Genomic DNA, 25,071 nt, shown 5'->3' on the forward strand with positions numbered 1-25,071 from the left:
CCTACCCTATATGTCCAACTGCGTGCAGCAGCCACACTAAGACAAAGCTCAGCAATACGCCCACCACACCCAATATCACGCCAACGCGTGCCATCTGACTGCTTTGTACATGGCCTGTCGCATGAGCCAATGCATTTGGCGGCGTACTAATCGGTAGAGACATACCGAGTGATGCAGCAAAGGTAACGACAAGAATGAGTGTCAACTCCCCGCCTAACGGCGTTAAAGAAGTCATTGAGGTACCTAGTGCCGCCATGATAGGCATCAATAGGTTTGCCGTTGCGGTATGGGACATAAAGTTCGCCATCACCAAACATAGAAATGCAGCGCCAAATAACACAACGTAAGGAGAGAATTCATCAAACGGAATGCTGTGAACAACGAGGCGAGCAAGCCCTGTTTTATCAAGCGCTAGACCCAACGCGATACCACCTGATACCAACCACAGTACATCCCACGAGATCTTTTTCAGATCTTCTTTATTGATGATGCCAGTCAGCGAGAAAATGGCGACCGGAATAAGCGCAACTGTGTATGAGTTCATGCCGTGTGTTGAGCCCATTAGCCAGAGGATAATGGTCAAAGCAAACGTGATGTACACCATGATGGCTTTTGGAGTTTTAAGGAACTTACCTTTGATCGACAGTTCGATTTTCTTTTGATCAGCACTGTACAGGAAGTTAATCAGCATCCAAGCCAGCGCCATCATGACAACGACGAACGGCACACCAAATGCCATCCACTCACCAAAGCTGATGTAGTTGTCACCCACTAAGTATTTGAGCGCAATTGCGTTCGGTGGCGTACCAATTGGCGTACCAATACCACCAATGTTAGCGGCAACGGGAATACACAGCGCAAACGCGATACGACCCGGATCTTTAGGGCCAAACACTGCAATAACCGGAGTAAGAATCGAGAGCATCATCGCGGTCGTCGCCGTGTTTGACATAAACATCGAGAAGATACCGGTGATCAACATCAAGCCCAACATGACAAACTTCGGGTCGCTTCCAAAAGGTTTAAGCAATACGCGAGCTAAGTTGACGTCAAGACGGTATTTCGTTGCCGCCATAGCAAGGAAGAAGCCCCCCAAAAACAGCATGATGATTGGGCTCGCAAAGGTCGCCATGATCTCGTTGTAATTGAGAAGCTCACCAAAATGTGGCTGCCCCTCTTCCATTCTGAACAAATAAACACCTTTATTGGACACCAGCAAAAGCTCGAGAACAATAATCACAACGGAGGTGGCGTAGATCGGAATAGGTTCAAATACCCAGCAAAGTGCGGCCAATAAAAAGATGGCGATGACGCGCTGCTGAACTATGGTCAATCCTTCGAAAGGGAATGCGGATAATGGTAGAAGTAGTACGATCAATGGGATCGATATCGGAATGATATACTTCAGATATTTTTGCATGATACTGCTCGTCCTGAGAATAAATTACTGTGAGCAGTATCACGCCACTATGCCAGTTTGGACTAGCGTAGGATCAAAGTTTCCTCATAAATATCATCAAGTTTCTTGGAATGTGATTTGAGTATCAATTTAGCTCAGTTTGTTTTTGAGGCTTTCAACCACGGACTTTCTAATTGAGCCAAGCCGCGGTGTCTGTTCCTGTTTAAATGGAATCGGACGCATTAAATTGATGGTCTTCAATCCTAAACGAGCCGTCACCAAACCCACACCTAAACCTTGCCCTGCGCGTGCAGACAGTTTTTCTGCCAGGTTCATCGACAATATGTCAGCACTCGATTCAATGGCTAGCTCACTTGCCCCAGCAATCGCTATGTTCACCAACACCAATTTGAACAGCTTCAATCTCGACCAGTAACCTAGCTCAACACCATAGATTTCAGAGATTTTGTCAATCATACGGAAGTTACGCCAAGCAATTAGAAGCATGTCAGCAATCGCGAGTGGGCTTAACGCCACCAAAATCGCCGCTTCACCAGAAAGCTTAGAGACCGACGCCATTGCTTTCTTGTCCTGCTCTGTCAGCACCATAGATTGATACATATCGAGCACTTCCGCATCGCTATGGGCACTGTGCACACTATTTTGCCAACGATCAAAAGCCGGATGTTCTGCAGGTATAGACGCCTCGTGAGCAAGCTTTTGACAGAACTTTTCGCCTTTACCTACCGCGTCATTGTCCAATAACGCTTGCGCCTCTTCTTGCACTGAAAAATGATTCTTCAATTTGCGAAGTTTAAAGAGCTCTTTACCAAAGGCACCGATACCCATGACAGCAACGCCAGTCACTAGAGCAGACCAGCCAAGCGATAGATAGTCGCCCGTCGTTGCCGCAGTAACTACGTTATCAATAGCTTGCCAGCCAACGAGACCTGCAAACGCAGTCAGAAATGTCGTCGCTATCCAACCTTTCTTGCTACTACCACGGATGGTTTTCTCCAGCTCGGCATCACCCTCGTCTTCAACAATAACCTGCTCAACGGGAACAAAGGTTTGCTCAGGCTCAAACAGCTTTTGGCTGTTCATGTCTAATGTTGGCTCTCCATTAGACAAATCTTCATCAAAGACTTTTCTGTTTTTCATATCACTCATCGAAGTTTGTCTCCAATTAAATACTGCATCGCTTTATCAAGGCGAATATGACCGCAAGGTGCATCTTGCGCACTCGCTAGAGGCCTGAATGAGGTAAATTCAAACCCGCTTTGCTGCCAAAAATCAGGCTTCGGTAGTCTTGCTGGCACATCACCGGGATACAGCGTTAATGTTTGATTATCCAATGTCGTGCCACGCAATGCTGGAGAACTGTCGCTGCCATTGCCGACAAATCCGGCTTCCGTTGCTTGAATAGATGCTACGCTCATGCAGCTCATCTCAATATTTTCAAACGCCGTTTCTTGCCATGCTGGGTGAACCATCTGTTGCAATAGGCTGACCAAGTTCCCGTGCTGATTCGGTGTTACATGGTCTGCCTTTGTCGCGGCAAATAATATTTTGTCGATGCGCGAAGCAAACAAGCGTCTTAGCAAATTCGATTGTCCATAACGGAAGCTTTTCATGATCTGCTGAAGCGCCTGCTTCATATCATTGAATGCCTCGTCCCCCGCCATCAGTGGCTGCAGACAATCCACCAGTACGATTTGGCGATCAAAGGTAGCGAAGTGCTCTTTATAGAACTGCTTAACCACTTTAGTTTGATACTCTTCGTAGCGGCGTTTCAGCATGGCGTAACCGCTGTTCTTTTCTGCTTTGTCCGTTAGAGGCTTGCATGGGAAGAACTGAAGCACTGGTGCACCCGCAAGCTCACCGGGCAACACAAAGCGACCGGGTTGTACCCAATGCAGGCCACGATCTTTACAAGCAAACAGATAATCCGTGAAGGCCTGAGAGATCTCAGCAATCACTTTCTCGTTAGCTTCTGCTTTTGCATCAAATGTCTCCAGTGCAGCAAGCCAAGCTTGTGCACACTCGCTACGAATACCAGACAAGTTTGCAAACTGCAGCTCGCTCCATTCTTCGAAGGAAAGGTCAAGCAAAGGTAAATCCAGCAGCCACTCTCCTGGATAGTCAATAACATCAATAAATAGAGTCGATGTTTTGCTGATTAAACGCTTCGCTCCTTTCGCTGGCTTATATTTCAGCGCCAAACGAATTTCACTCACATCTCGCGTTGGCTGCGGCCATTCTGGTGGCTCAGCGTGAAGCTGTGCGATGGCATCATCATAGGCAAAGCGCGGTACCATTAAATTAGACTGAGGAACGCGCTTTGCTCCAATGAGTCGCCCATCTCGCGCGCACTCAAGTAATGGCAAGTTGTCGTGAGTGGAAGTATGAAGTAACTGGTTCACCAATGAGGTGATAAAAGCGGTCTTACCCGCTCTGGACAAACCGGTAACAGCAATTCGAACGTGAGAATCTAGGCTTCGATGCAACAAATCTGAGACTTCTTGACCAATGCGGTTCATTCAACTTACTCCAATACAAAAGACGAGGAACAGTGTGCACTATACGAGATTAACCAAGTATGAACAAAAAACCCCTGATACAGTTCAGGGGTTTAGAGCGTTTCTAGAGATTTTTAGATAGGCCAATTGGCACTAATCATCCTCAATGAGTTTGTAAATAACAAACAGAGCAATCTCAAGCAGTACAGTCAGCACACACGCCATCGTGACGTACTTTTCATTGAAGATGCTGATGCCGTGTAAAATCAAGTCATAGCCAACAAAGAAACCCACTACTAGTAGTAACGCGATTTGTAATATTTGTATAAATCGAGGCATGTTTGCACTCTCCTTGGTTCTTTTTCTTTGAGTATATACCCTAATTGCCTCAATATGCCAAAAAGCTACTTGGGTATATGTCTGAATTATAGATAAAAAAAAGTGAGTATGTCTTCACACACTCACTTTTTTAAACTCAAATTAGGATGCGCTTTCCGCTTCCGCAATTTTCACTTTCCACGTATCTGGACCAATTTGGTGAGCATTAGCACCACTTGAATCCACCGCAACCGTGACTGGCATGTCTTCGACTTCAAACTCGTAAATCGCTTCCATACCCAAATCTTCAAACGCAACCACTTTCGCTTTCTTAATCGCTTTCGCAACAAGGTAAGCCGCGCCGCCTACCGCCATTAGGTAGACTGCTTTGTGCTCTTTGATAGATTCAATCGCCGCAGGGCCGCGCTCGGCTTTACCAATCATGCCCGTTAGGCCTGTTTCAGACAGCATCATGTCGGTGAACTTATCCATACGCGTCGATGTTGTTGGGCCAGCAGGGCCTACCGCTTCATCGCCGACTGCGTCAACAGGACCTACGTAGTAGATAAACTTGCCTTTAAAATCTACACCTTCAGGCAAACCTTCACCGCTCTCTAACATGCCCTGAATGCGCTTATGCGCTGCATCACGACCTGTCAGAATTTTACCGGTAAGCAGTACTGTTTCACCTGTCTTCCACTCTTGAACGTCTTCTTTAGTGATTTCATCAAGGTTCACACGACGTGTGTTCGCGCCTGCTTCCCAAGTGATATCTGGCCACTCTTCAAGCTTAGGTGGCGTAAGCTCGGCAGGTCCTGAGCCATCCAACGTAAAGTGAACGTGGCGCGTTGCTGCACAGTTTGGAATCATACACACTGGCTTTGACGCCGCGTGTGTTGGCGCAGTTTTGATTTTCACATCAACAACCGTCGTTAGGCCGCCAAGACCTTGTGCACCAATACCGAGTTTGTTCACTCGGTTGAAGATGTCGAGACGAAGCTCTTCTTCCGCATTTTGTGGGCCACGGTCGATAAGCTCTTGAATATCGATATGCTCCATTAGCGACTCTTTTGCCAGCACCGCAGCTTTCTCTGCCGTACCGCCAATACCGATGCCAAGCATACCCGGTGGACACCAACCAGCCCCCATCGTTGGCAATGTTTTCTCTACCCATTCAGCAATATCATCTGATGGATTAAGCATCACCATCTTGGTTTTGTTTTCAGAACCGCCGCCTTTAGCCGCAATTTGGATTTCGACCTTATCACCCGGCACCATGTTGATGTGCACAACGGCAGGCGTATTGTCTTTGGTGTTGATGCGCTTGCCCGCAGGATCTTTAAGAACCGATGCTCGAAGTGGGTTGTCTGGGTTGGTATAACCTTGACGAACACCTTCATCAATCATCTCTTGTACGGTCAGGTCGCTGTCCCATTGAACGTTCATACCAATGTTCACGAAACAAGTCACGATACCTGTATCCTGACAAATAGGTCTGTGACCTTCTGCTGACATGCGAGAGTTAATTAGGATTTGAGCAATCGCGTCTTTCGCCGCTTGGCTCTCTTCCTTTTGATAAGCTTTGTCTAGGGCTTGAACAAAATCGAGGGGATGGTAATACGAGATGTATTGCAATGCATCAGCAACAGAGCTGATCACATCTTCTTTACGAATAACCGCCATTGAATACCTCATTTATAATTTTAGCTTCCAGGAGGCCGAACTGTTTGACCTATCAAACTCATTGATCTGTTAAAAACTATTGGTCTATCAAAAACCATCAGCAAGCGAGTGACTACTTCGAGTAGAGCGCTTAGTACCACTCACTTTAACCATAGTGTTATCAGGGCTAAATGTCCGACTTTTTGTTGTGAAAATATGATACTCTTGCTTTCCACTATGCGCCATGAGTGCGACAACGTTTCTGTCACAGTTTAAGCAAATGAACAAAAAAGAAAGCCAATCTATTCAATTCGTTGACCTGCCTTATCAGCCAGATTTAGCCAAACAATACTTTGCCACTATCGAGCAGCTCCCTTGGGCTATGCTGCTGAAGTCCTCGACTTTAAAACATGAAAACAATCGTTTTGATATTTTGGTCGCTGAGCCAGTTGCGACGGTGCAGACCTATGGTGAGCTATCAAAAATTCACTATGATGGAGCGGAAGAAACGCGTAGCGACGATCCATTCACGCTTATCAATGACCTGATTGCAGAAAAGATTGGGCATACTGACATAGAAACCGAGTGGCCGTTTCTAGGCGGCGCGCTAGGGTACTTTGCCTACGATCTAGGCAGACGAGTAGAACGTATTCCTGAGACCGCAAATCATGACATTGCCGCCCCAGATATGGCGATTGGTATCTACGACTGGGCACTGATGGTCGACCACCAGCAGAAAAAAGCAGTGATTATCGGTATTGAGCCAAATAACAAGCTCATTTGGCTGCAGAGCCAACAGGGCAAAGCACTCTTGCCTTTTCAGCTCACCACACCTTGGCAATCCAACATGAGCCAGACCGGTTATCAACAACGCTTCCACTCAGTGAAAGAGTATCTTTCTGCAGGTGATAGCTATCAGATAAACCTAGCCCAGCGACACTGTGCTCAGTATTCTGGCAGTGAATGGCATGCCTTTGAAGTCTTAGATGAACACAATCAAGCACCATTCAGTGCATTTATCCGTTTGGAAGACAGTGCGATTATAAGCATCTCACCCGAGCGTTTCTTGCAGCTTCATAACCGCGTCATTGAAACTAAACCAATTAAAGGTACCCGACCACGTTTTGTTGACCCCACTGAAGACAAAAATAGTGCAATCGATCTGGCTAACGCGCCAAAAGATCAAGCCGAAAATTTGATGATCGTCGATTTGCTAAGAAACGATATTGGCCGCGTGGCCAAGCCGGGCTCTGTAAAGGTGCCAAAGTTATTTGATATTGAAAGTTTCCCTGCTGTTCATCACTTAGTGAGCACGGTAACGGGAGAACTGAATAGCCAATATCAAGCTACTGACCTATTGCGAGCATGCTTCCCTGGCGGCTCAATCACTGGTGCGCCAAAGGTTCGAGCTATGGAGATCATTGAAGAGCTTGAGCCGCACAGACGCAGTGTCTACTGCGGCAGCATTGGCTATATCAGTGCCCATGGCGTAATGGATACCAGCATTACTATTCGTACATTAATTGCGACGCAAGGTGAGATTTATGCTTGGGCGGGCGGTGGCATAGTGGCCGACAGTGACTGTGACGATGAGTATCAAGAGACGTACCACAAGCTAGGCAAGATACTGCCTATACTAGACAGCTTATGACACTCGATGGGGTCTAGCACTAAATCGCTTCAAGTCCCCAATTTGGCCCCCACTTGGCCAATGTTTGAGTAAGATCTTTTGCGGTGTAGGGTTTGGACAGTATGTCATCCATCCCTACATCGTAACAATTTTGACGCTCTTCCGTTGTGGTACCAGCGGTCAGAGCCACTATTGGGTTACGATATTCCGCACTGCGCAGTCGTTTGGTCGCCTCAAATCCATCCATGACCGGCATTCGACAATCCATAAAAATAATGTCGTATTGTTGCTGGCTCGCATGCTCAACCGCTTCGAGGCCATTAACTGCCAAGTCAGGCGAGATACCCAATTTACTCAACATCTTAGTAATAATAACTTGGTTCATCTTTATGTCGTCGACCACAAGAATCTTCAACGCTGAAAAGTCTAATGTTTGATTACTATCGGCTTGAACTGCTTCAGTTTTTTCTTCAATCAACTCCGTTTTTAGGGGCAGAAACACATGGAACGTGGTACCGACACCGAGTTCACTTTCCAGCGAAATATTACCCCCCATCAACTCCACCAAGCGGCGACAAATAGCTAACCCCAGCCCAGTTCCTTCATAGTTACGCGAGCTAGAGCGATCGGCCTGAGTAAAGGGCTGAAACAACTTCTTTTGAGCCGATTCACTAATACCGATACCAGTATCTGTCACGGATACCTGAAGGCCATTGGCGCTATTTTCCACATGGACACTAACATCGCCTTTGTCGGTAAACTTAATCGCATTGCCAATCAAATTTACAAATATCTGAGTAATTCTCTCTAAATCACCGTTGATCTGCTGGCTATCCAAATTCTGTGTTTTAATTGTAAATCCAATCTGCTTCTCTTGTGCTTTATGTTCAAAAATACTCTTTAAGGTCGACTCTAAAGTGTTCCAGCTGAACTTTGATTCGATAAGCTCAAGCATACCGGCGTCAATCTTGCTGAAATCTAGCAAGTCGTTGATGATGGATCGCAGTAGTTGACCCGATTGGCTGAGATTATGATGAAGATCTTTTTGTGCATCTGATAATCCCGTATCCGCCAATAGCTCGACACTACCCAATAATCCATTTAAAGGAGTTCGAAGCTCGTGGTTTATCATCGCCAAAAACTCTCTAGTCGAACGTTCCGACGCCTCTGCACGATCCTTTGACTCAACTAAGCGTTGATTGATAACTTGACGGTTAATCGAACTGGCCAGTAACTCACACACCAGTGACATCTGACTGTTAACAAAGTCCATATCAAACGTGGTTTCAATAACGCCTAACTCAAGCTTACCAATCACCTTCTGCTCAAGTTCAATAGAAATACAAGATGTCGTACAGCCCTCGTCGACAATAAGCTGGGCATATTTAGTCGTTTGATAGTGAGATTGGGTAACTGCCGGGAGGAGCTCACTTGGCAAAGCGATGGCACATGCTACATCTTCCGTCACTTCCGAGAGCTGATTAACCAGATCCACGACCAGTACATCATCTAAGTTGGCACGCAAAAAAATCCGACCGAAATGGATAAGGATACGCTCGATTTTCTGCTGAAACTCCAGACGTTTAAAACTTGCTTCGGAGCGTGCTTCCGTTTGCTTGAGTGCAACCTCAAGCTGCTGATTAGCATTAAAAAGCTCTAAACTCTTCTGTTCGAGTAAGGCTTCCGCTGCTTTTCTCGCGGCTATTTCTCGTTTAAGTTTGCGCTCGATCGCCGCACTGCTGGGCATAGTGTCTTTACACCAGAGTGAGACTGAATCTGACAGTGCTGTTATCGTCGGACTGAGGCGTCATCTCAACATTGATTTTCTCACCAAAATGTTCAGCGCAACCTTCAATGAGCCCCAAACAAACATGAGACATGCAGCGCGCGCTTTGATAGTCCATCACCATGTCAGTCTCAGACTCACTGATGAAGTAGAACTTGGGGGGCTCCGCATCAGAGTAAAGCTTCTTTACCTCTACATGGATATAGTCTTCCACATGTCGGATAAACTGAAAAGTCGAGCTACTGGTGCCAATGCTGGCACTTTCTGGAATAGAGGCAAGCAAGGTTTTAAACACCGTTTGCCCAAACACCTGCTGAAGTGTCTCAGGGTCAATGTTGGTTTTCTTACTCAAGTTGACGATAAGCTTGACTAAGTCTCGATGGTCATAACTGCCAACCGCAGTATAAATGCCCTCATCACCAGACATCTCCAACACCTCATCCAATACATCCAGACCAAACTTCTCTTCAACCAACTCCATGAATTCAGTAAAAATAATTCCTTTCATTCATCTTCTCCTTGTTAATGGAACGCACTGGTTGTGTGTTTATCGTGACTCATTAAAGTATTAGGACAATTCTTGGTTGTTTTCCATATATTGTTAAATATCAGATAATAAGGCGACAAGAACTTTTTCGGCATCGCTACACAGGAGCGAATAGAGTACTGCCTTTAATACTCAACGTTAGTTTGACGTCTTTTGGGTTTCACCTGTAACTGTCTTGGTAGGTTTGCGACCGCAATCCCTGTCGCAACATGCTCTACACCATCACAAATCGAGTACACAAAGCGCCTTGGGTTGACTGATACCGCTTTCTCCTCTTTATCAACAAACGAACCATCAGCTTGTGGGACTAGGAACTGCTGATCGTCCAGACAGAAAACGGACTCAACAAAAGCAATGGGACTTGATAATGAAGGGGTTACCTGAGCCAGCACTTTTTGCTCAAAACACTTAGTATCGTGAGACAAGGATAGTCTAGAGGTAAACAAACTAGAGAAACGAGAGAAGTCCAAACAGATCATAACCTTGGTGATCTCTTCAGAACCAAAATTCTTGAATAAAAGGGTTAAGTGACACAACTCTGATTTAGGAGCCAATAGTGTCTGATTGGGGTATACCAACAAATACTGTGGTGTGATATTAGAGGTATAGCCCTCATCTATGTCGTTGACACCTAAGAAAGAGACCTTCACTTTATCCGTTAATTTTCTAGATGCGTTTCGGCACAAGCTTTCTATAGAAATCATGACGGTTCCGTCACTGAGCATCGTATAACCAGAAAGAGACGGAGCGTGTCTGCGCAAAGACAAAGCACTCATGTCTAAGCAAGGCAAATCTAGATGATCAGGGACACTCATCACTTCATCTGAATCAATGGGGCAATAAATCCGAAAAGCAGCTCCGCCTACGGTGCATTTCAATACTAGCGTTTGCTCATCTTTCGACTGTTTACGATACGCGTAAAAACCATTCCCAAAATCTTTGAACACCCCGTTCGGGTTTTCACATATTACATGCTCTGGCTCAATGGACTCTAACTCTTTGGAGCAGCTTTGTAGATACTCTCGCGTGAACACTAGAGTGTCACAAGCGAGTTGTAACATAAGTCTTCCGTGCTGTTCTCCACGTTCCATAATAATCACCTAATACTCAGGAAAATATAGAGTTATTCGACACACTCACTGCCAGCAAGGTGCTCTTGAATTTGCTCGGCAGTCATTGGCCTGTAGAAGAAATAACCTTGAATAAAATCCACATCTATTAGCTTGAGTGTTTCCAATTCCTCTGCGTTCTCAACGCCCTCTGCAACCACTTTGATGTTTAAGTCATGGGACAGCTGTCTTAGCATATTAACTGCAAAAAACTTCTGTTTTATCTGATGGATATTCGTGATGAATTTACGGTCGATTTTTAGCTCATCAAAATGAAAGTCACTGAAGTAGGAGAACGACGAGTTACCTGTACCAAAATCATCAACCGCAATTTTTACCCCTGAGTCACGAATGTGTTCCAATAGGTTGGAGTTGTTAATGTTTTTTTCGAAATAGGATGTTTCTGTAATCTCAATAGTGACATCTTCATTTGTCACTGGTGACTCATTAATATAGGTAAACAACTCGTAAAGATGGTGGGACTCAGTATCAGCAATCGAGCAATTTAGCGACAGTGTTAGCTTTTGCTCCACTGCATTATCGAGTTGAACAAACGCTTTAATCGCCTTCTCAGCAACAATCATATCAATGGCATTGATCATCTTTAACTCTTCAGCAAGATGTATCATCTCCTGAACACAATAGTCCACTTCTTCGATTTGGAAGCGACACAAGGCTTCTAACTTCACAATCCGGTTGGTTTTGGTGTCCACAATCGGCTGAAAGTGAACATCAATTTGCTTGTTTTGCACCGCTTCAATGAGTAAATTTTCCAACTTTCTACGACGAATACTCGCTTGCACCAGCACTTCATCGTAAAAGTTCACGCTACTTGATTGAGAGTCATGAACAAACATGGCTTGAACCGACTGAGAAATCACTTCATCCATCGCACATTGATTGAAACCATGTAAAGCCACCCCAATTTGCCCATCAGAGATATCATTGATCAAATGGTCATCTAGATACTTACTCAAACCCGTGAAAAACTGCTTAATACACATATTGATCGTAGTGACGTCTTCAACATCGTCTTCACGTATTCGAAGCAAGACAACAAATGTATTCCTACCAATATAACCAAAGCTATCGGCATCATGAAACGACTGAAGTGCGGTATAAACTTTTTGACGTGACTCCACCTCAAGCTCACTGTAAAAGCGAGGATGTAAACTCACTACAATGAACTTGCCTCCTTGAGATGAAAGCTGCTTGGCACTATTTCTAAATGCAACTTCGTCCATCTCCTCCAAGTTAGGAGCATTGGCTACATCTGGCGCGTTATTTTTTATTGGGTTCCGATGTTCACCTAGAAAGCTGTATATATAAAAGCAGTGTTCTTGCGCTACCTCAACTCGCTTTATATGAACCATCTCCAACATAGAACGCGATTCTTTCGCATTAGTAATCATCGCTCCGCGCCATCTCACTTCACGCTCAATACGTTTTTGAAATGCTTCAATATGTCGCTTGTCACTATGGAACAGCCCTCCGTCACTAATACTACGTCCAAGTAACGCAAGCGAGGATGTACCATGGTCTCGACATAACTTCTCGTTGGTAAACAGCACTCGGTGTTTATCGTCGGTGATCATGACTCCTCTGGCAGGATCATCCAGTACATGCTCCAAAAGCTCAGTACAAGCAATCTTAGAAAGCGTGTGTGATAACACTTCAACATTGCCTTTCACCAAATTATCAATGACCAAGTAGATCTCAAATTTCACTACAATCAACTCACCGCCGGTCGTCTCGAGTGGAATAGGTACGGCGGCTGGTGCACCGTCAAATTGGACGTCGCGAATCAAAGTGAGTATGTGGTTAATACTGTCAATCGAAGGTGGATTGACATGAGAATGACGGGTATCAAAGTTCATAACCCTCTGCCAAAACTCGCCTTTTGACACTTCAGTAGTTATGTCATGAAGATGCTCTGACCAGAACAGCTTCTTCGCTTCAGCCTGCTTCGCTAGCATGTCGATCTCTCTTTGAATTATTAGCCAACCGAGGTGCTTATGAGTTTCCCTCTTGCACCAAAACAAGCTAGAAGAAACAAACTCAAATTCAAGTTGATATTTACTTGAATGCAGTGCAATGCGTTCTAGGTTATTGTCATGTTGTTGCGTAGCGGAGGGGCTCGATGGATTACGTGTATGTCGATGACTTATATGACGATGTGTATCATACCCCACCACCTGTCGATAAAGCGCTACAGCGCGGTGATGTACCCGAAGAAGAGTTTGAAATTCGTGAAGTTCTTGATTGTTGGTATCAAGCAGGCTTTGTTCCATTTATCGAAGGTCAACTGGAGCAAATCAACTTTTGGCAACGAGTAGACGAATTTAAGCGTTTAACCAAAACACTCACACTGCTGATACGATGTCGTGCATACCAAAGCGCAGTAAAACGTATTACGTCACAATGGCAATCAGAATCGCTAGAGTTTCGCTACGTTCACTATTTACTGTATAAAGTAAGTTACCCATAAACACTATTTTTATTAGGGATTTAAGAATTTTTATCATTAGCACTAATACTCAAACTATCAATAGCGCTTTTACGGTACCTATGATATTTTGCTAACGTGTACTTTTTATAAGTTTTATTATGTACAAATACGTCAAAGACAAGCTCGATCACAGCTATACTCAGGCGGTGCCAATTGGCCAGGCTCTGAATGAGAATGAGATACCACAGGAAGAAATTGAGATCAGAGAAATGGTCGAAGCCTGGTATGTCAGTGGCTATCGCCCGATAATTGGGGAAGATACTCTCTTTGAGCAATATTGCTGTGCTCACTCTTTAGCGAATATTGAAGGCGACTGGGAATCACAATCACAACAACAAAAAACAACCAGACTTCAACGCCTTGAACAGACGCTGGCTGAAATTTGTCGTCACCGTGTATATTTCGCTGCCCTTACTCGCTTTTTATCGGGTTTGCAGGACTGTTCAGTCAAACAACGGCTAACAGAGGTACTGTCAGTTGCCGAAGCGTCACAATCGAAGCCAAGGCTGCATCACTAGTGTTACCTACTAGCAAGTAGCGACAAACATTACTCACCTCATTACCCAGCCATCAAATTTGAGCTTGCCCTGAAGCTTGGTCACACCTTCTTGCTGCAGTTGACGTACTCTCTCTTTAGAAAGCCCATACATTTCACCTAGGCAGTCTAACGTCAATACTTCTTTACCAAACAGTCCAAATCGATGAATCACAATATCTCTATACTTGTCCGGTAGTGATAAAACCACTCTTTCTAAACTTTTCAGAAGCTTTTCATCGTGGCAAGTATCGTAAGGCTCGGGAATAGCATCGGAACGACACGTATCTAGACTCTGGAACTCCTTGTCTGTGATATCTACTGAAGCACTAGACTCGATAAATCCACTCATGTGAATAAGTTCACTCACGTGTTGCTGTGAATTCGAAGTTTGCTCAGCAATCTCTTTGACAGACGGCGCTCTTTTCAGAGCTGAGCGCATCTCATTAGTTTGACGTGACAGTCGATTGATTTCCTTGATCACATGAACTGGCAAGCGTACCGTTCTACCTGTATTCATCAAAGAAGACTCAATGCTTTCGCGTATCCACCATACGGCGTACGTACTGAAGCGGAATCCTTTTTCAGGTTCAAACTTATCGATAGCTTTGATCAAGCCTAAATTTCCTTCTTCGATTAAATCGAGGATGGTGTGATTATTTAAGCCACGTTTTGTATAACCCCTCGCAATCTTGACCACAAGACGAAGATTGGATTCAATGAGTACATCCCTCGCTGCCTTATCCCCGCGCCTGGCTAGCGTAGCATAATGGTATTCTTGTTCCGGTGTCAGCAAATCAATACCTACGACATCTTGAATATACTTGGAGTAGAAATCTACATTGCTGTCTAAGCCGTCAGTTTTTGCGTTTTCGATCCTAGTAGTCATGATAATCTCCATATCTCTGCAGCCTCGCCAACTCTATAGATAATTATTAGTTTCAATATTTTGAGGTGCGTCGCATGATCAAGAGTAGTCCCCTTTATGCTATGCATCAAAATTTACTTCATACTGTTTAGTCAATTAATGATCGAATTAGTACCAAAGTCTTAGGTGAGCAGCGATTACAAAGATCAAGTTTAGATCTTCATGATTGGCAGTTTTTCATTTCTAATAAACTATACTATTGTTGTTAAGTAACTGAGTTTGTGACTGAAATGAAACAAACTCAGTCAGGAAAAACGATAAACAGCATAAAAGGACAGCAGGATGATAGATTTCGACGTACTTCGCAGCTACATGGACAATGACGAGGACATCATCGCAGCCGTATTTATGGCATTCATGGAAGAACATGAAAACGGTGCAGACAAAATACAATCGCTTTATAACGAGCAAAATTGGAGCGAACTGTTTATCACTGCCCACTCTTTAAAAGGTATTCTCGCAAGCTTTGGCGAAACCAAAGCCGTCGACAAGTTAGAAGCGATAGAAACTGCGACTCGCGGTGGCGATACACCGCAATTGGCGGATATTCAATTCGTGATTCAAGAATTGGAAGTTATCAAAAACCAAATCAACGAATATTTAGCATCAATGGTGTAGTTGGCGAATAGTAGTATGACGAAATCTGAGTTTTTATCGCGCTTTCAACTGCAACAAACCGAGGACTACCATAAAGAGACTAAACTACGTACCGCAAATATAGACAAAGGTTCTCTGCGTGAAGCCAGTGTGTTGATAGGGCTAGTCGAACGTGAAGCCAAGCTTCACGTCATCCTTACCAAACGAGCCAGTCATTTAAAACACCACCCAGGCCAGATTAGCTTTCCTGGTGGTAAGGTAGAGCCAAGTGATCAAAGCCCTATCATTACAGCACTTCGAGAGACAGAAGAAGAGATAGGTATCAGTAGCAATCATATTTCCGTGATTGGCTACCTTCCCAAGCTCGTAACCGTCACGGCGTTCAACGTGACACCGGTACTCGCGTTTATTGAGCCTAAATATCGACCTAAAATTGACACTAACGAAGTCGACTACTTATTCGAGGTACCACTGGAGTTTCTCGCTTCCCCGACCAATCTTTCGGCTGTAGGTTTTCAAATTCGCGGACAGAACCACCGTGTTTTGTCTATTCCTTATAAAGAACACTTTATTTGGGGCGTAACAGCACAGATCATCGAAAACCTACAGACTCAACTTTTACCAAGTTAAATAAAAGTAAAAAGCCAATCGTTTGCCTAAAATGGCATTAGTTTTACTAATGCCACCCATCAGTCCACCTAATCAGTAGCACGAAAAAAACGTGACTAAACCTGCAAAATATAGCCCCAATGAATAAGCCAACACAAACCATGACCTAGATCTAGTTTTTGGCTGCAATTTACGTGCAATATTGCGGCCGACTTATTTCCTGTTCCCAAAAAATGAGTATTAACTATGACTACCACAACTACTGCGGCAGCGAGTCGCGCTGCGTCTAAGTGGACCTACAAAGATTTCACGTGGGCACTTTCTCTTTTCGGTACAGCCGTTGGTGCTGGCGTACTTTTCCTTCCTATTAAAGCGGGTGCTGGCGGCTTCTGGCCATTAGTAATCCTAGCCCTAATCGCAGCACCAATGACATGGTTTGCGCACAAGAGCTTAGCGCGTTTCGTACTTTCTGCTAAAAACCCAGACGCAGATATCACTGACACCGTTGAAGAGCATTTTGGTAAAACGGGTGCAAACCTTATTACTTTCGCTTACTTCTTCGCCATTTACCCGATTGTTCTAATCTACGGTGTTGGTATCACAAACACAGTAGATTCGTTCTTAGTAAACCAAATGGGCATGGAGTCTATCCCACGCTGGTTGCTATCTGGCTGTCTTATCGCTGCAATGACATGTGGTGTTGTATTCGGCAAAGAACTAATGCTAAAAGCGACGTCTGCAATGGTTTACCCATTGGTATTCATCCTTCTAGCTCTGTCTGTTTACCTAATTCCAGACTGGAATACATCAATGATGAGCGTGAGCCCTGATTGGGGTTCAATGCCTTCAGTTATCTGGCTAGCTATCCCTATCATCGTATTCTCATTCAACCACAGCCCAATCATTTCTCAGTTCTCTAAAGAGCAACGTCGCGTATACGGTGACGACGCTGTGAAGAAAACAGACATGATCACTGGCGGTGCTGCGATGATGTTGATGGGCTTTGTTATGTTCTTCGTATTCTCTGTAGTGCTATCTCTGTCTCCAGAGCAACTATCGATTGCACAAGAGCAAAACATCTCTGTATTGTCTTACCTTGCTAACGTTCACGAGTCGCCATTTATCTCTATCCTTGGCCCTGTTGTTGCTTTCGCAGCGATTACCTCAAGCTACTTTGGTCACTTCCTTGGTGCTCACGAAGGTCTAGTGGGTCTTGGTAAGTCTCGCTCTAAAGCGCCAATCGGTAAAATTGAGAAAGCGTCTCTAGTGTTCATCGTAGTTACAACTTGGGTCGTCGCTATCATCAACCCAAGCATCCTTGGCATGATTGAAACCATGGGCGCACCGATGATCGCAGCTATCCTATTCCTGATGCCTGTATACGCAATGAAGAAAGTGCCAGCGATGGCGAAGCTCCAAACTTCAGCGCCTGTACAAATCTTTACAGCAATTTGTGGTGTTGCGGCGATTACTTCGGTAATCTACGGCGCTTTTTAATTGACGCTGTCAATTGAACATCTCGATTAAACCGTATCTCGATACACAATAACGATAATTTGAGCCCCTATTTCGTATAGGGGCTTTTCTAGAGGCAAATCAGTATGATCAGTGTTTTTGATATCTACAAAATTGGTGTTGGTCCTTCAAGCTCACACACCGTGGGTCCGATGAAAGCCGGTAAAGAGTTCATCGATGATCTACGCACCATGGGCAAACTAAGAGACATCACCAAGATCACTGTAGATGTTTATGGATCACTATCACTGACAGGGAAAGGTCACCACACAGATATCGCTATCATCATGGGTTTGGCGGGTAACTCGCCAGAAAAAGTCGACATCGACTCTATCCCAGGATTTATTGCACGCGTAGAAGAGACAGAACGTCTTCCGGTTGGTATGCATTGCCATACGGTTTCCTTCCCTCGTGAAGGCGGAATGAACTTTCATTCAACCAACCTAGCGCTGCATGAAAACGGTATGCAGATCCACGCGTGGATCGATGAAGAGCTCGCTTACTCGAAAACGTATTACTCAATTGGCGGTGGTTTCATCGTTGACGAGGAAAACTTTGGCAAAGAAGAGGTCTCTGCTCTCAAAGCGCCTTATGAGTTCAACTCTGCTGAAGAGCTTGTTAACCTATGTAAAGACAACGGTCTTTCTATTAGCACACTCGTGATGGCAAATGAGCACGCGGTTCATTCTGATGAAGAGACACGCACTTACTTTGCGAACATCTGGCGCACCATGCGTGAGTGTATGGAACGTGGTATGAATACCGAAGGTATTCTGCCTGGTCCTCTGCGCGTACCACGCCGTGCTGCAGCGCTTCGTCAGCAATTGATCACATCAGAAAAAACCACAACGGATCCAATGTCAGTCGTTGACTGGGTTAACATGTTTGCGTTTGCGGTCAATGAAGAGAACGCAGCTGGCGGCCGAGTCGTTACAGCACCAACGAACGGTGCGTGCGGTATCATTCCAGCGGTTCTGGCTTACTATGACAAGTTCATTCAAACCGTCACAGAGAAAGATTATATCCGCTTCTTTGCTGCGTCTGGTGCTATCGGTGGTTTGTACAAGCAAAACGCATCTATCTCTGGTGCGGAAGTAGGCTGCCAAGGTGAAGTCGGCGTAGCATGTTCAATGGCCGCAGCAGGTCTTGCTGAGCTCATGGGTGGCAGCCCAGAGCAAGTTTGTATGGCTGCTGAAATCGCTATGGAACATAACCTAGGTTTGACTTGTGACCCAGTTGCAGGCCAAGTACAAGTACCGTGCATCGAGCGTAATGGTATCGCTGCTGTAAAAGCGATTAACTCGACACGTATGGCTCTTCGCCGCGCATCTGCTCCACGTGTTTCACTCGATAAAGTGATTGAAACCATGCTAGAGACGGGCAAAGACATGAACGCGAAATATCGTGAAACGTCGCAAGGCGGTCTAGCGATTAAAGTGGTTTGTTAATAGGTCTACAAACCGCTCAATAATATAAATGCCGAAGCCCAAATAGCTTCGGCATTTTTGCATCTACACGGTAAAGAATACGTTGGAATAAAAACCAATGGCAAAAAAAGTCGAGATAGCCGCACCTGTCAATAAGGTTGGCATTCGCGCTTTTGGATAGCGTTCAAGCAGGAGCATGATTGCCAAGTAGGTTGGATACAAGCCAAAAATATAACGCGGCATTGCATTCACACCCGATGACAACGGGATCAATAGATTGATGAGCATAAACGTCGCTTCTGCATAACGTTTTTTCACGAAAAGGTAAGCATTAAGTGCGAATCCTATGAGCGATACCAGCACCAAATAGAGCTTTGCTCCTCCGGTTTTCACACCATAAACCAACCACTCAATTGGATTACTGAACTCCCTACCCCAAGCAATCTGGATATGCCCAAAGGCCAGGGCATCCCCCATATGAAAATGCAAGTAAGCCATATAGCTAAAGAAGCCCAAAGGAATCAACCAAATTGCAGCAATTACCGAGAGCGCATTGTTCTTTAACCGATAGAAACTGCTCGCTCCATAAGCCTGAAAGCCCACTATCAATACTGAAAACACCAACATGACACCCAAGTTTCGAGTGATCGCAGCGACCAACCCAAGCATGCCTACTGCCCACCAATTTTGTCGATAGCAGGCAATGAAGACGCCACTGATGAGAGCGATATAAAGCGGCTCGGAGTAGCCAGACATGGCATAAACCGCATAGGGAGAAAAGCACAGTAGCCAAATGGCGATGTCTTGCATCTCCTCACTGAATCTTAACTGCTTTAGCGCTTTCAGGAATACAGCCACACTGAGTACAAATGTCAGGTTGGAAACCAAAACGAGCGCGAGATTGGTGTCTCTGACTAACAGTGCCATCAGCTTGCCCAACAAAGGTGATACCGGCATAAACGCCCAATTGGCCGCATTGCCACCTTTCATATAAGTCGGGAACAATGCATAGCCATCATCGGCAATACGTTGAAACCACATACAATCAAAACGGCATACCTGTTGCCATATATCGATATTAACAACCGTTTCTGGGTTATACGCATGCGTTCCAATCAGTCCTAGCGCATAGAAAACCGTACGACTGAACAGAACTGCAACCACTAGGGTTATCCACTGCTGCTTAGAAATCGTCAAGCTTGGTAAATGCTTATCAACGTACCGTGTTTGTTCTTGCAATAAAGTAGAATCGGCAACGTTTTGTGGATTTGTCATGGTTAGTTTGGTCATACTCATTGCACCGCCTCCGTAATCGTCACCTGCCGGACATTCAAACTGGCGTCAGTTTCAAATCGCAGTTGTTGAATTGGCTGAGCGCGCAAAAAAACACTTGCGGGTAACGTCGTTTCTAGTGAATTGAGTTCTAACGGCATCAACATGACCTTTCTGCCTTGGTTTGCTGAAATATAAACAGGCTCAGTAATCGATTGATTAAGCGAGATTTTAATTCGAACAGGGCTATGTGGCGTTTTTTGAAAGTTAAAGTAGAGGCTCGCATCGTGCACTAACTCCCTACCTTCTCTCTGCGGTAAGGATTCCCAACCTTGGCGGCTCAAAAATGGCGATGGTTCTGCGACATTGATAGTCCCCATTTCAGGCCAAATGAGGTCTATATTCTCTTGACCCCAATAGCGAGTTTTCTTGTCGATGTAATAGGTCTGGTAAGCCGTTGACACATTCGGGTGGGCGGCAAGATACAAGACCCACACGTAATACAAAGAAAGCGTGATAAACAACGCGAATACGAATGGTCGAAGTACCTGTGCTTTCACCTTAGCGAAGCTATTGTTTACTGATAATTCAGTGGGTTGTGAAGACATGCTGGATAACGTTCAATAACATCAAACCTCATTTTTACGCCTTACAACACACTACCCTGTCAGATTTGAGTCAAGAACTGATGAAGTTTCGATGACCTCGTGATAGTCAATCGGCATCAATTGATAAGTGTGATGGTACGACCACGTATGAAGGGTGATTTCTCAATTTTGAAGCAGTTTGCACTAAAAACCATGAGCTTTTCGAGGTTTTGCCACAAATCCACTTTTCTATTAAGTATTTATTAACTTAATATTCACCCCGTCAGCCCATACAGTTAACAATATAATTATGCGACTTACTATAACAAATAAGCTTCTACTCGCACTTATCTTGGTTTTTGGCACCGTCGTTGTCATTTCAACCACTTATCAATACAACCAGCAACGTAACCTTATCTATTCGGTACTCAGTGAGCAGCTAGAGGATAAAGCCAGTAACTATTTTGATAGTTTGAATATGATGATGCTTACCGGCACCATGGCACAAAAAGAAACGTTACGAGGTAAAGCTCTGGCTCAAGAGAATATCGAGAATGTCCGAGTGCTTCGTGGTGATGCTGTGAGCAAACTCTACGGCCCAGGTTTAGACAATCAAATTGCGCTTGATGATATCGATAAACGTGCCCTACTTGGAGAAACCGTGTTGGAGCCATTTAAGGCAGAATGGGGGCAAGGCCTCGTCGTTGCATTGCCAATGAAAGCCAGCGAGAACTACCGCGGCACCAACTGTATTGCTTGCCACATGTCTCAAGAAGGTGAAGTGCTGGGCGCAATTCGAATTGAGTATAATCTCAGTCATGTAAATAGCATGATCAACCAGCGCACCGCGATTGCCGTCGCCATTATGGCTGCCATAGCGTTTATCGGCTACCTCGCGACCATTTTCATTGCGAGACGCTTTATCGTGGGTCCGGTGCAAACTACATCGAAATTTATGACGCGAGTGAGTGGAAGCAAAGATCTCTCCATCCGATTAGAAGGCAAGCAAAACGACGAAGTTGGCGACCTTACTAATGATATCAATGACTTCCTAGATACTGTTTCACATAGCCTAGTCAAAGTGCAGTCGACCGCTCAAACCGTCAGTGGCAATGCCGACAAACTTACTGACATCGCGCAAAACAATGAATCGACGGCCAAGCGTCAGCTTGATGAAACCGCTGCGGTTGAAGCCAACATGCAGATGCTAAAAGAGCAACAGGCAACGGTCAGCGAAGCAACACAGCGCGCCTCACAATTAATGCAGGAAACCTGTGAGCTCACTCGTCTAAGTAGCGTGGAAGCGAAAAACGCCAGTGATGATATTGAGTCCTTAGTTCAAGATATAACAGAAGTCTCAACGCACATCTCTGAGCTCAATGAGCAGACGGAACAAGTCTCTGCGATCCTATCCACCATTAAAGGCATTGCTGACCAAACGAATCTGCTGGCTCTCAACGCTGCCATTGAAGCAGCACGTGCGGGTGAGCAAGGCCGAGGCTTTGCTGTTGTCGCCGATGAAGTTCGCTCCCTTGCCAGTCGGACTACAGAAGCGACCAACGATATTGAAACCATTATTGACAAGTTCCAACAAGGCAGTAGTTTCTCCGTTAACGCAGTCAATCAAGTGTCCGACACTGCCCACCAGCGCGCTGATGAAGTGCAAGCCCTCGCTAGCAAAATGCAGACCGTAGTGTCGCAAATTGAATCAACGACAGAGCTTGCTAGTCAAGTGCAGGATCAGATCCAAGCCAACCGCCAAACCAGTGAAAGTGTCGGTGAAAAAACCGCCACAATCACGGAGCATGCAAACGAAACATCCAGCAGCGCGACCCAAACGCATCAAATCAGCATGGACTTACAACAGCTTTCTCATCAGTTGGAGACATTACTTAATCAATTTATGCTTAATAACCACAATAAAGGTTGAACCGTGAAAATTGACAGGTAATATGTCCCTTTGAAAAGAAATTTAGTAGCAACCCAATGAGTTGACTAATTATTGGTCAATAATCATTGGGTTGTATTGTTACCTCCATGGAGATGATTAATAACATGACTTACGCGCCTGTAACTGACGTACTAAGCGGTAAGCTAGCGGTAGACAGTGAAGTAACTGTTCGCGGCTGGATCCGTTCGCGTCGTGATTCCAAAGCTGGAATCTCTTTCCTTGCCATCTACGACGGCTCTTGTTTCGACCCGATTCAGGCCGTGGTCCCAAATAATCTTAATAATTACGAAGAAGAAGTCCTAAAACTGACTACTGGTTGTTCAGTGGAAGTAACGGGCAAAATCGTAGAATCTCCAGCGAAAGGTCAAGACTTTGAGCTTGCAGCGACTGACGTTAAAGTAGTTGGTTGGGTTGAAGATGCAGACACTTACCCAATGGCTAAGACTCGTCACTCAATCGAGTACCTACGTGAAGTAGCACACCTTCGTCCACGTACTAACGTGATTGGTGCGGTTGCGCGTGTTCGTAACTGTCTATCTCAAGCGATTCACCGTTTCTACCATGAGCAAGGTTTCTTCTGGACTTCTGCGCCACTTATCACAGCGTCTGACGCTGAAGGTGCTGGTGAGATGTTCCGTGTGTCTACTTTAGACCTTGAGAACCTACCTCGCACTGAAAAAGGCGACGTAGACTTTAACGAAGACTTCTTCGGTAAAGAGACGTTCCTAACCGTATCTGGCCAGTTGAACGCCGAAGCTTACGCGTGTGCACTAAGCAAGGTTTACACGTTTGGTCCTACGTTCCGTGCAGAAAACTCAAACACCAGCCGCCACCTAGCGGAGTTCTGGATGGTTGAGCCTGAAGTTGCATTCGCAGACCTAGAAGACGTGGCTAAGCTTGCTGAAGACATGCTTAAGTACGTGTTTAAAGCGGTACTAGCAGAGCGTCGTGATGATCTTGAGTTCTTTGCTCAGCGCATCGACAAACAAGCAATCACTCGCCTAGAGCAGTTCGTAGATGCTGACTTTGCTCAGGTTGACTACACAGACGCAATCCAAATCCTTCTAGATTCTGGTCGTGAGTTCGAATTCCCAGTTGAATGGGGTATCGACATGTCTTCTGAGCACGAGCGTTTCCTAGCGGAAGAGCACTTCAAAGCGCCAGTCATCGTTAAGAACTACCCGAAAGACATCAAGGCATTCTACATGCGCTTGAACGACGACGGTAAAACGGTTGCAGCGATGGACGTTCTCGCACCAGGTATCGGTGAAATCATCGGTGGTGCACAGCGTGAAGAACGTCTAGACGTTCTAGATGACCGTATGCGTGCAATGAATATCGACCCAGAGCACATGAACTGGTATCGCGATCTACGTCGTTACGGCACAGTACCTCACGCTGGCTTCGGTCTTGGCTTTGAGCGTCTAGTGTCTTACGTAACAGGCATGGGCAACGTTCGTGACGTTATCCCGTTCCCACGTACACCACGTAGCGCGAACTTCTAAGCTGTTTCGTAGAACAGTTAGTCGCACAAATTAGCTATTTCAAAGGCCACCTCAACAGGTGGTCTTTTTTATTACTCGATATACCGTTTTAAAGTCACTATTAATGCGTGTTTAGTTTTCGTTTTCGAAGCACTTTTTACATTGGTAAACCATCAAAATCACACTACATTTAGATTAAAGAAAAACAACAACACGAGGTGTTTTGATGGGCAAGTTTACACAGAACGATATCCAATACTCCGGTGAAAGCAACGGCGTACATAAATGGGAGTCCACAAGCGGCCAGCCTTACTATTGGCACCCAGATTGGCTACATGTCGCAGAAGATGAAACCGGCTTACACCCTAAACAAGACCTAGATGTTGGCAGTAGTGAAGAGGCGACGAAAGAGCATGCTGCAAGCGCAATACTGAAGCATCTTAATGATTGGGCGAAAAGTAAGTTCGATAAAAACCCCGATATCGAAACTCAAGCCGTTGAGTCGGAGCACCAATTGAAAGGCCACGACGACTAACCCGCTATCACTAACGTGTCTAGCTATAAGATTGGCAGATACTGCCATTCACATTCATCAGCGCAAAGCACGTTAGTGACACCTTTCTCCCCGTATGTTAGCGATAAACCCATACCTTTTCATACACAAACACCCAATTTGTTCCCTTTTCT

General features: G+C 45.1%; 22 protein-coding genes. 10 read left to right on the top strand and 12 right to left on the bottom strand.

What is annotated here, in order from left to right; all coding sequences use genetic code 11:
- Position 1 precedes the first annotated feature (1 nt).
- The 5 genes from ACVA6Q_RS12240 to ACVA6Q_RS12260 all read right to left on the bottom strand — a co-directional run bounded on the left by ACVA6Q_RS12240 (position 2) and on the right by ACVA6Q_RS12260 (position 5,919).
- Positions 2-1,420 carry an SLC13 family permease gene (locus ACVA6Q_RS12240; protein ID WP_446647693.1) on the bottom strand — a complete coding sequence of 473 codons (1,419 nt, stop codon included), beginning with the start codon at positions 1,418-1,420 and terminating at the stop codon, positions 2-4.
- Positions 1,421-1,549: 129 nt separating this feature from the next.
- On the bottom strand, positions 1,550-2,569 hold the full coding sequence (locus ACVA6Q_RS12245; RefSeq protein ID WP_446647694.1) for a YcjF family protein: 1,020 nt from the start codon (positions 2,567-2,569) through the stop codon (positions 1,550-1,552).
- Positions 2,566-3,939: a YcjX family protein gene (locus ACVA6Q_RS12250; RefSeq protein WP_446647695.1), complete on the bottom strand. Its 1,374-nt coding sequence runs from the start codon at positions 3,937-3,939 to the stop codon at positions 2,566-2,568. The genes ACVA6Q_RS12245 and ACVA6Q_RS12250 overlap by 4 nt, the downstream gene beginning before the upstream one ends.
- A 132-nt stretch (positions 3,940-4,071) precedes the next feature.
- Positions 4,072-4,257, bottom strand: coding sequence for a hypothetical protein (locus ACVA6Q_RS12255; protein WP_006073687.1), 186 nt, complete (start codon positions 4,255-4,257; stop codon positions 4,072-4,074).
- Between the two features lie 141 nt (positions 4,258-4,398).
- Complete coding sequence (locus ACVA6Q_RS12260; protein ID WP_418641522.1) at positions 4,399-5,919, bottom strand: fumarate hydratase; 1,521 nt, start codon at positions 5,917-5,919, stop codon at positions 4,399-4,401.
- A gap of 259 nt (positions 5,920-6,178) precedes the next feature.
- Between ACVA6Q_RS12260 and pabB the strand changes: the two genes are divergently transcribed.
- Complete coding sequence (gene pabB / locus ACVA6Q_RS12265) at positions 6,179-7,549, top strand: aminodeoxychorismate synthase component 1 (RefSeq protein WP_446647696.1); 1,371 nt, start codon at positions 6,179-6,181, stop codon at positions 7,547-7,549.
- Positions 7,550-7,568: 19 nt separating this feature from the next.
- On the opposite strand, the gene ACVA6Q_RS12270 is transcribed toward pabB, so the two are convergent.
- From ACVA6Q_RS12270 to ACVA6Q_RS12285, 4 genes are all read right to left on the bottom strand, one after another.
- Complete coding sequence (locus ACVA6Q_RS12270) at positions 7,569-9,275, bottom strand: ATP-binding protein (RefSeq protein ID WP_446647697.1); 1,707 nt, start codon at positions 9,273-9,275, stop codon at positions 7,569-7,571.
- Positions 9,276-9,282: 7 nt separating this feature from the next.
- On the bottom strand, positions 9,283-9,822 hold the full coding sequence (locus ACVA6Q_RS12275) for a heme NO-binding domain-containing protein (protein ID WP_446647698.1): 540 nt from the start codon (positions 9,820-9,822) through the stop codon (positions 9,283-9,285).
- Between the two features lie 164 nt (positions 9,823-9,986).
- On the bottom strand, positions 9,987-10,952 hold the full coding sequence (locus ACVA6Q_RS12280) for a hypothetical protein (RefSeq protein ID WP_446647699.1): 966 nt from the start codon (positions 10,950-10,952) through the stop codon (positions 9,987-9,989).
- Between the two features lie 32 nt (positions 10,953-10,984).
- The gene (locus tag ACVA6Q_RS12285) at positions 10,985-12,946 is read right to left on the bottom strand and encodes an EAL domain-containing protein (RefSeq protein ID WP_446647700.1); all 1,962 of its coding nucleotides are present in this window, start codon (positions 12,944-12,946) and stop codon (positions 10,985-10,987) included.
- Positions 12,947-13,110: 164 nt separating this feature from the next.
- On the opposite strand from ACVA6Q_RS12285, the gene ACVA6Q_RS12290 reads away from it, so the two are divergent.
- Both ACVA6Q_RS12290 and ACVA6Q_RS12295 read left to right on the top strand, forming a co-directional pair.
- Positions 13,111-13,458 carry a hypothetical protein gene (locus ACVA6Q_RS12290; RefSeq protein ID WP_418641528.1) on the top strand — a complete coding sequence of 116 codons (348 nt, stop codon included), beginning with the start codon at positions 13,111-13,113 and terminating at the stop codon, positions 13,456-13,458.
- Between the two features lie 119 nt (positions 13,459-13,577).
- Positions 13,578-13,997: a hypothetical protein gene (locus ACVA6Q_RS12295; RefSeq protein ID WP_418641529.1), complete on the top strand. Its 420-nt coding sequence runs from the start codon at positions 13,578-13,580 to the stop codon at positions 13,995-13,997.
- A gap of 33 nt (positions 13,998-14,030) precedes the next feature.
- Here ACVA6Q_RS12295 and ACVA6Q_RS12300 read toward each other — a convergent pair whose 3' ends face one another.
- On the bottom strand, positions 14,031-14,903 hold the full coding sequence (locus ACVA6Q_RS12300; RefSeq protein WP_418641530.1) for a sigma-70 family RNA polymerase sigma factor: 873 nt from the start codon (positions 14,901-14,903) through the stop codon (positions 14,031-14,033).
- Between the two features lie 321 nt (positions 14,904-15,224).
- Between ACVA6Q_RS12300 and ACVA6Q_RS12305 the strand changes: the two genes are divergently transcribed.
- The 4 genes from ACVA6Q_RS12305 (at position 15,225) to ACVA6Q_RS12320 (ending at position 19,111) form a co-directional block, all read left to right on the top strand.
- The gene (locus ACVA6Q_RS12305; protein WP_353498490.1) at positions 15,225-15,560 is read left to right on the top strand and encodes an Hpt domain-containing protein; all 336 of its coding nucleotides are present in this window, start codon (positions 15,225-15,227) and stop codon (positions 15,558-15,560) included.
- A gap of 15 nt (positions 15,561-15,575) precedes the next feature.
- A complete protein-coding gene (locus ACVA6Q_RS12310) occupies positions 15,576-16,169 on the top strand; it encodes a CoA pyrophosphatase (RefSeq protein ID WP_353498489.1) in 594 nt (197 codons plus the stop codon).
- A 225-nt stretch (positions 16,170-16,394) separates the two neighbouring features.
- Positions 16,395-17,645 (top strand): aromatic amino acid transport family protein, encoded by a 1,251-nt coding sequence (locus ACVA6Q_RS12315; RefSeq protein WP_429759034.1) that lies wholly within the window; start codon positions 16,395-16,397, stop codon positions 17,643-17,645.
- A 104-nt stretch (positions 17,646-17,749) separates the two neighbouring features.
- Positions 17,750-19,111, top strand: a complete 1,362-nt coding sequence (locus tag ACVA6Q_RS12320; protein ID WP_418641532.1) for an L-serine ammonia-lyase — start codon at positions 17,750-17,752, stop codon at positions 19,109-19,111.
- Positions 19,112-19,174: 63 nt separating this feature from the next.
- Here ACVA6Q_RS12320 and ACVA6Q_RS12325 read toward each other — a convergent pair whose 3' ends face one another.
- Both ACVA6Q_RS12325 and ACVA6Q_RS12330 read right to left on the bottom strand, forming a co-directional pair.
- Entirely contained in the window at positions 19,175-20,386 is a 1,212-nt protein-coding gene (locus ACVA6Q_RS12325; protein ID WP_446647701.1) for a mannosyltransferase family protein, read from the bottom strand.
- A complete protein-coding gene (locus ACVA6Q_RS12330; RefSeq protein WP_446647702.1) occupies positions 20,383-20,970 on the bottom strand; it encodes a hypothetical protein in 588 nt (195 codons plus the stop codon). Before ACVA6Q_RS12330 ends, ACVA6Q_RS12325 begins: the two co-directional genes overlap by 4 nt.
- Positions 20,971-21,259: 289 nt before the next feature.
- Between ACVA6Q_RS12330 and ACVA6Q_RS12335 the strand changes: the two genes are divergently transcribed.
- The 3 genes from ACVA6Q_RS12335 (at position 21,260) to ACVA6Q_RS12345 (ending at position 24,919) form a co-directional block, all read left to right on the top strand.
- On the top strand, positions 21,260-22,879 hold the full coding sequence (locus tag ACVA6Q_RS12335; protein WP_446647703.1) for a methyl-accepting chemotaxis protein: 1,620 nt from the start codon (positions 21,260-21,262) through the stop codon (positions 22,877-22,879).
- A gap of 125 nt (positions 22,880-23,004) precedes the next feature.
- Positions 23,005-24,405 carry an asparagine--tRNA ligase gene (asnS, locus tag ACVA6Q_RS12340; RefSeq protein ID WP_446647704.1) on the top strand — a complete coding sequence of 467 codons (1,401 nt, stop codon included), beginning with the start codon at positions 23,005-23,007 and terminating at the stop codon, positions 24,403-24,405.
- A gap of 205 nt (positions 24,406-24,610) precedes the next feature.
- Positions 24,611-24,919: a hypothetical protein gene (locus tag ACVA6Q_RS12345; RefSeq protein ID WP_353498482.1), complete on the top strand. Its 309-nt coding sequence runs from the start codon at positions 24,611-24,613 to the stop codon at positions 24,917-24,919.
- Positions 24,920-25,071: the final 152 nt, after the last annotated feature.

Source organism: Vibrio sp. DNB22_10_4 (assembly GCF_052879755.1).

Coding starts and splice junctions, on each gene's coding strand:
- asnS (WP_446647704.1), top strand. CDS start 23,005: ATGACTTACGCGCCTGTAACTGACGTACTAAGCGGTAAGCTAGCGGTA.
- ACVA6Q_RS12285 (WP_446647700.1), bottom strand. CDS start 12,946: ATGCTAGCGAAGCAGGCTGAAGCGAAGAAGCTGTTCTGGTCAGAGCAT.
- ACVA6Q_RS12280 (WP_446647699.1), bottom strand. CDS start 10,952: ATGGAACGTGGAGAACAGCACGGAAGACTTATGTTACAACTCGCTTGT.
- ACVA6Q_RS12330 (WP_446647702.1), bottom strand. CDS start 20,970: ATGTCTTCACAACCCACTGAATTATCAGTAAACAATAGCTTCGCTAAG.
- ACVA6Q_RS12305 (WP_353498490.1), top strand. CDS start 15,225: ATGATAGATTTCGACGTACTTCGCAGCTACATGGACAATGACGAGGAC.
- ACVA6Q_RS12260 (WP_418641522.1), bottom strand. CDS start 5,919: ATGGCGGTTATTCGTAAAGAAGATGTGATCAGCTCTGTTGCTGATGCA.
- ACVA6Q_RS12345 (WP_353498482.1), top strand. CDS start 24,611: ATGGGCAAGTTTACACAGAACGATATCCAATACTCCGGTGAAAGCAAC.
- ACVA6Q_RS12250 (WP_446647695.1), bottom strand. CDS start 3,939: ATGAACCGCATTGGTCAAGAAGTCTCAGATTTGTTGCATCGAAGCCTA.
- ACVA6Q_RS12255 (WP_006073687.1), bottom strand. CDS start 4,257: ATGCCTCGATTTATACAAATATTACAAATCGCGTTACTACTAGTAGTG.
- pabB (WP_446647696.1), top strand. CDS start 6,179: ATGAACAAAAAAGAAAGCCAATCTATTCAATTCGTTGACCTGCCTTAT.
- ACVA6Q_RS12290 (WP_418641528.1), top strand. CDS start 13,111: ATGGATTACGTGTATGTCGATGACTTATATGACGATGTGTATCATACC.
- ACVA6Q_RS12245 (WP_446647694.1), bottom strand. CDS start 2,569: ATGAGTGATATGAAAAACAGAAAAGTCTTTGATGAAGATTTGTCTAAT.
- ACVA6Q_RS12310 (WP_353498489.1), top strand. CDS start 15,576: ATGACGAAATCTGAGTTTTTATCGCGCTTTCAACTGCAACAAACCGAG.
- ACVA6Q_RS12295 (WP_418641529.1), top strand. CDS start 13,578: ATGTACAAATACGTCAAAGACAAGCTCGATCACAGCTATACTCAGGCG.
- ACVA6Q_RS12320 (WP_418641532.1), top strand. CDS start 17,750: ATGATCAGTGTTTTTGATATCTACAAAATTGGTGTTGGTCCTTCAAGC.
- ACVA6Q_RS12325 (WP_446647701.1), bottom strand. CDS start 20,386: ATGAGTATGACCAAACTAACCATGACAAATCCACAAAACGTTGCCGAT.
- ACVA6Q_RS12275 (WP_446647698.1), bottom strand. CDS start 9,822: ATGAAAGGAATTATTTTTACTGAATTCATGGAGTTGGTTGAAGAGAAG.
- ACVA6Q_RS12315 (WP_429759034.1), top strand. CDS start 16,395: ATGACTACCACAACTACTGCGGCAGCGAGTCGCGCTGCGTCTAAGTGG.
- ACVA6Q_RS12240 (WP_446647693.1), bottom strand. CDS start 1,420: ATGCAAAAATATCTGAAGTATATCATTCCGATATCGATCCCATTGATC.
- ACVA6Q_RS12335 (WP_446647703.1), top strand. CDS start 21,260: ATGCGACTTACTATAACAAATAAGCTTCTACTCGCACTTATCTTGGTT.
- ACVA6Q_RS12270 (WP_446647697.1), bottom strand. CDS start 9,275: ATGCCCAGCAGTGCGGCGATCGAGCGCAAACTTAAACGAGAAATAGCC.
- ACVA6Q_RS12300 (WP_418641530.1), bottom strand. CDS start 14,903: ATGACTACTAGGATCGAAAACGCAAAAACTGACGGCTTAGACAGCAAT.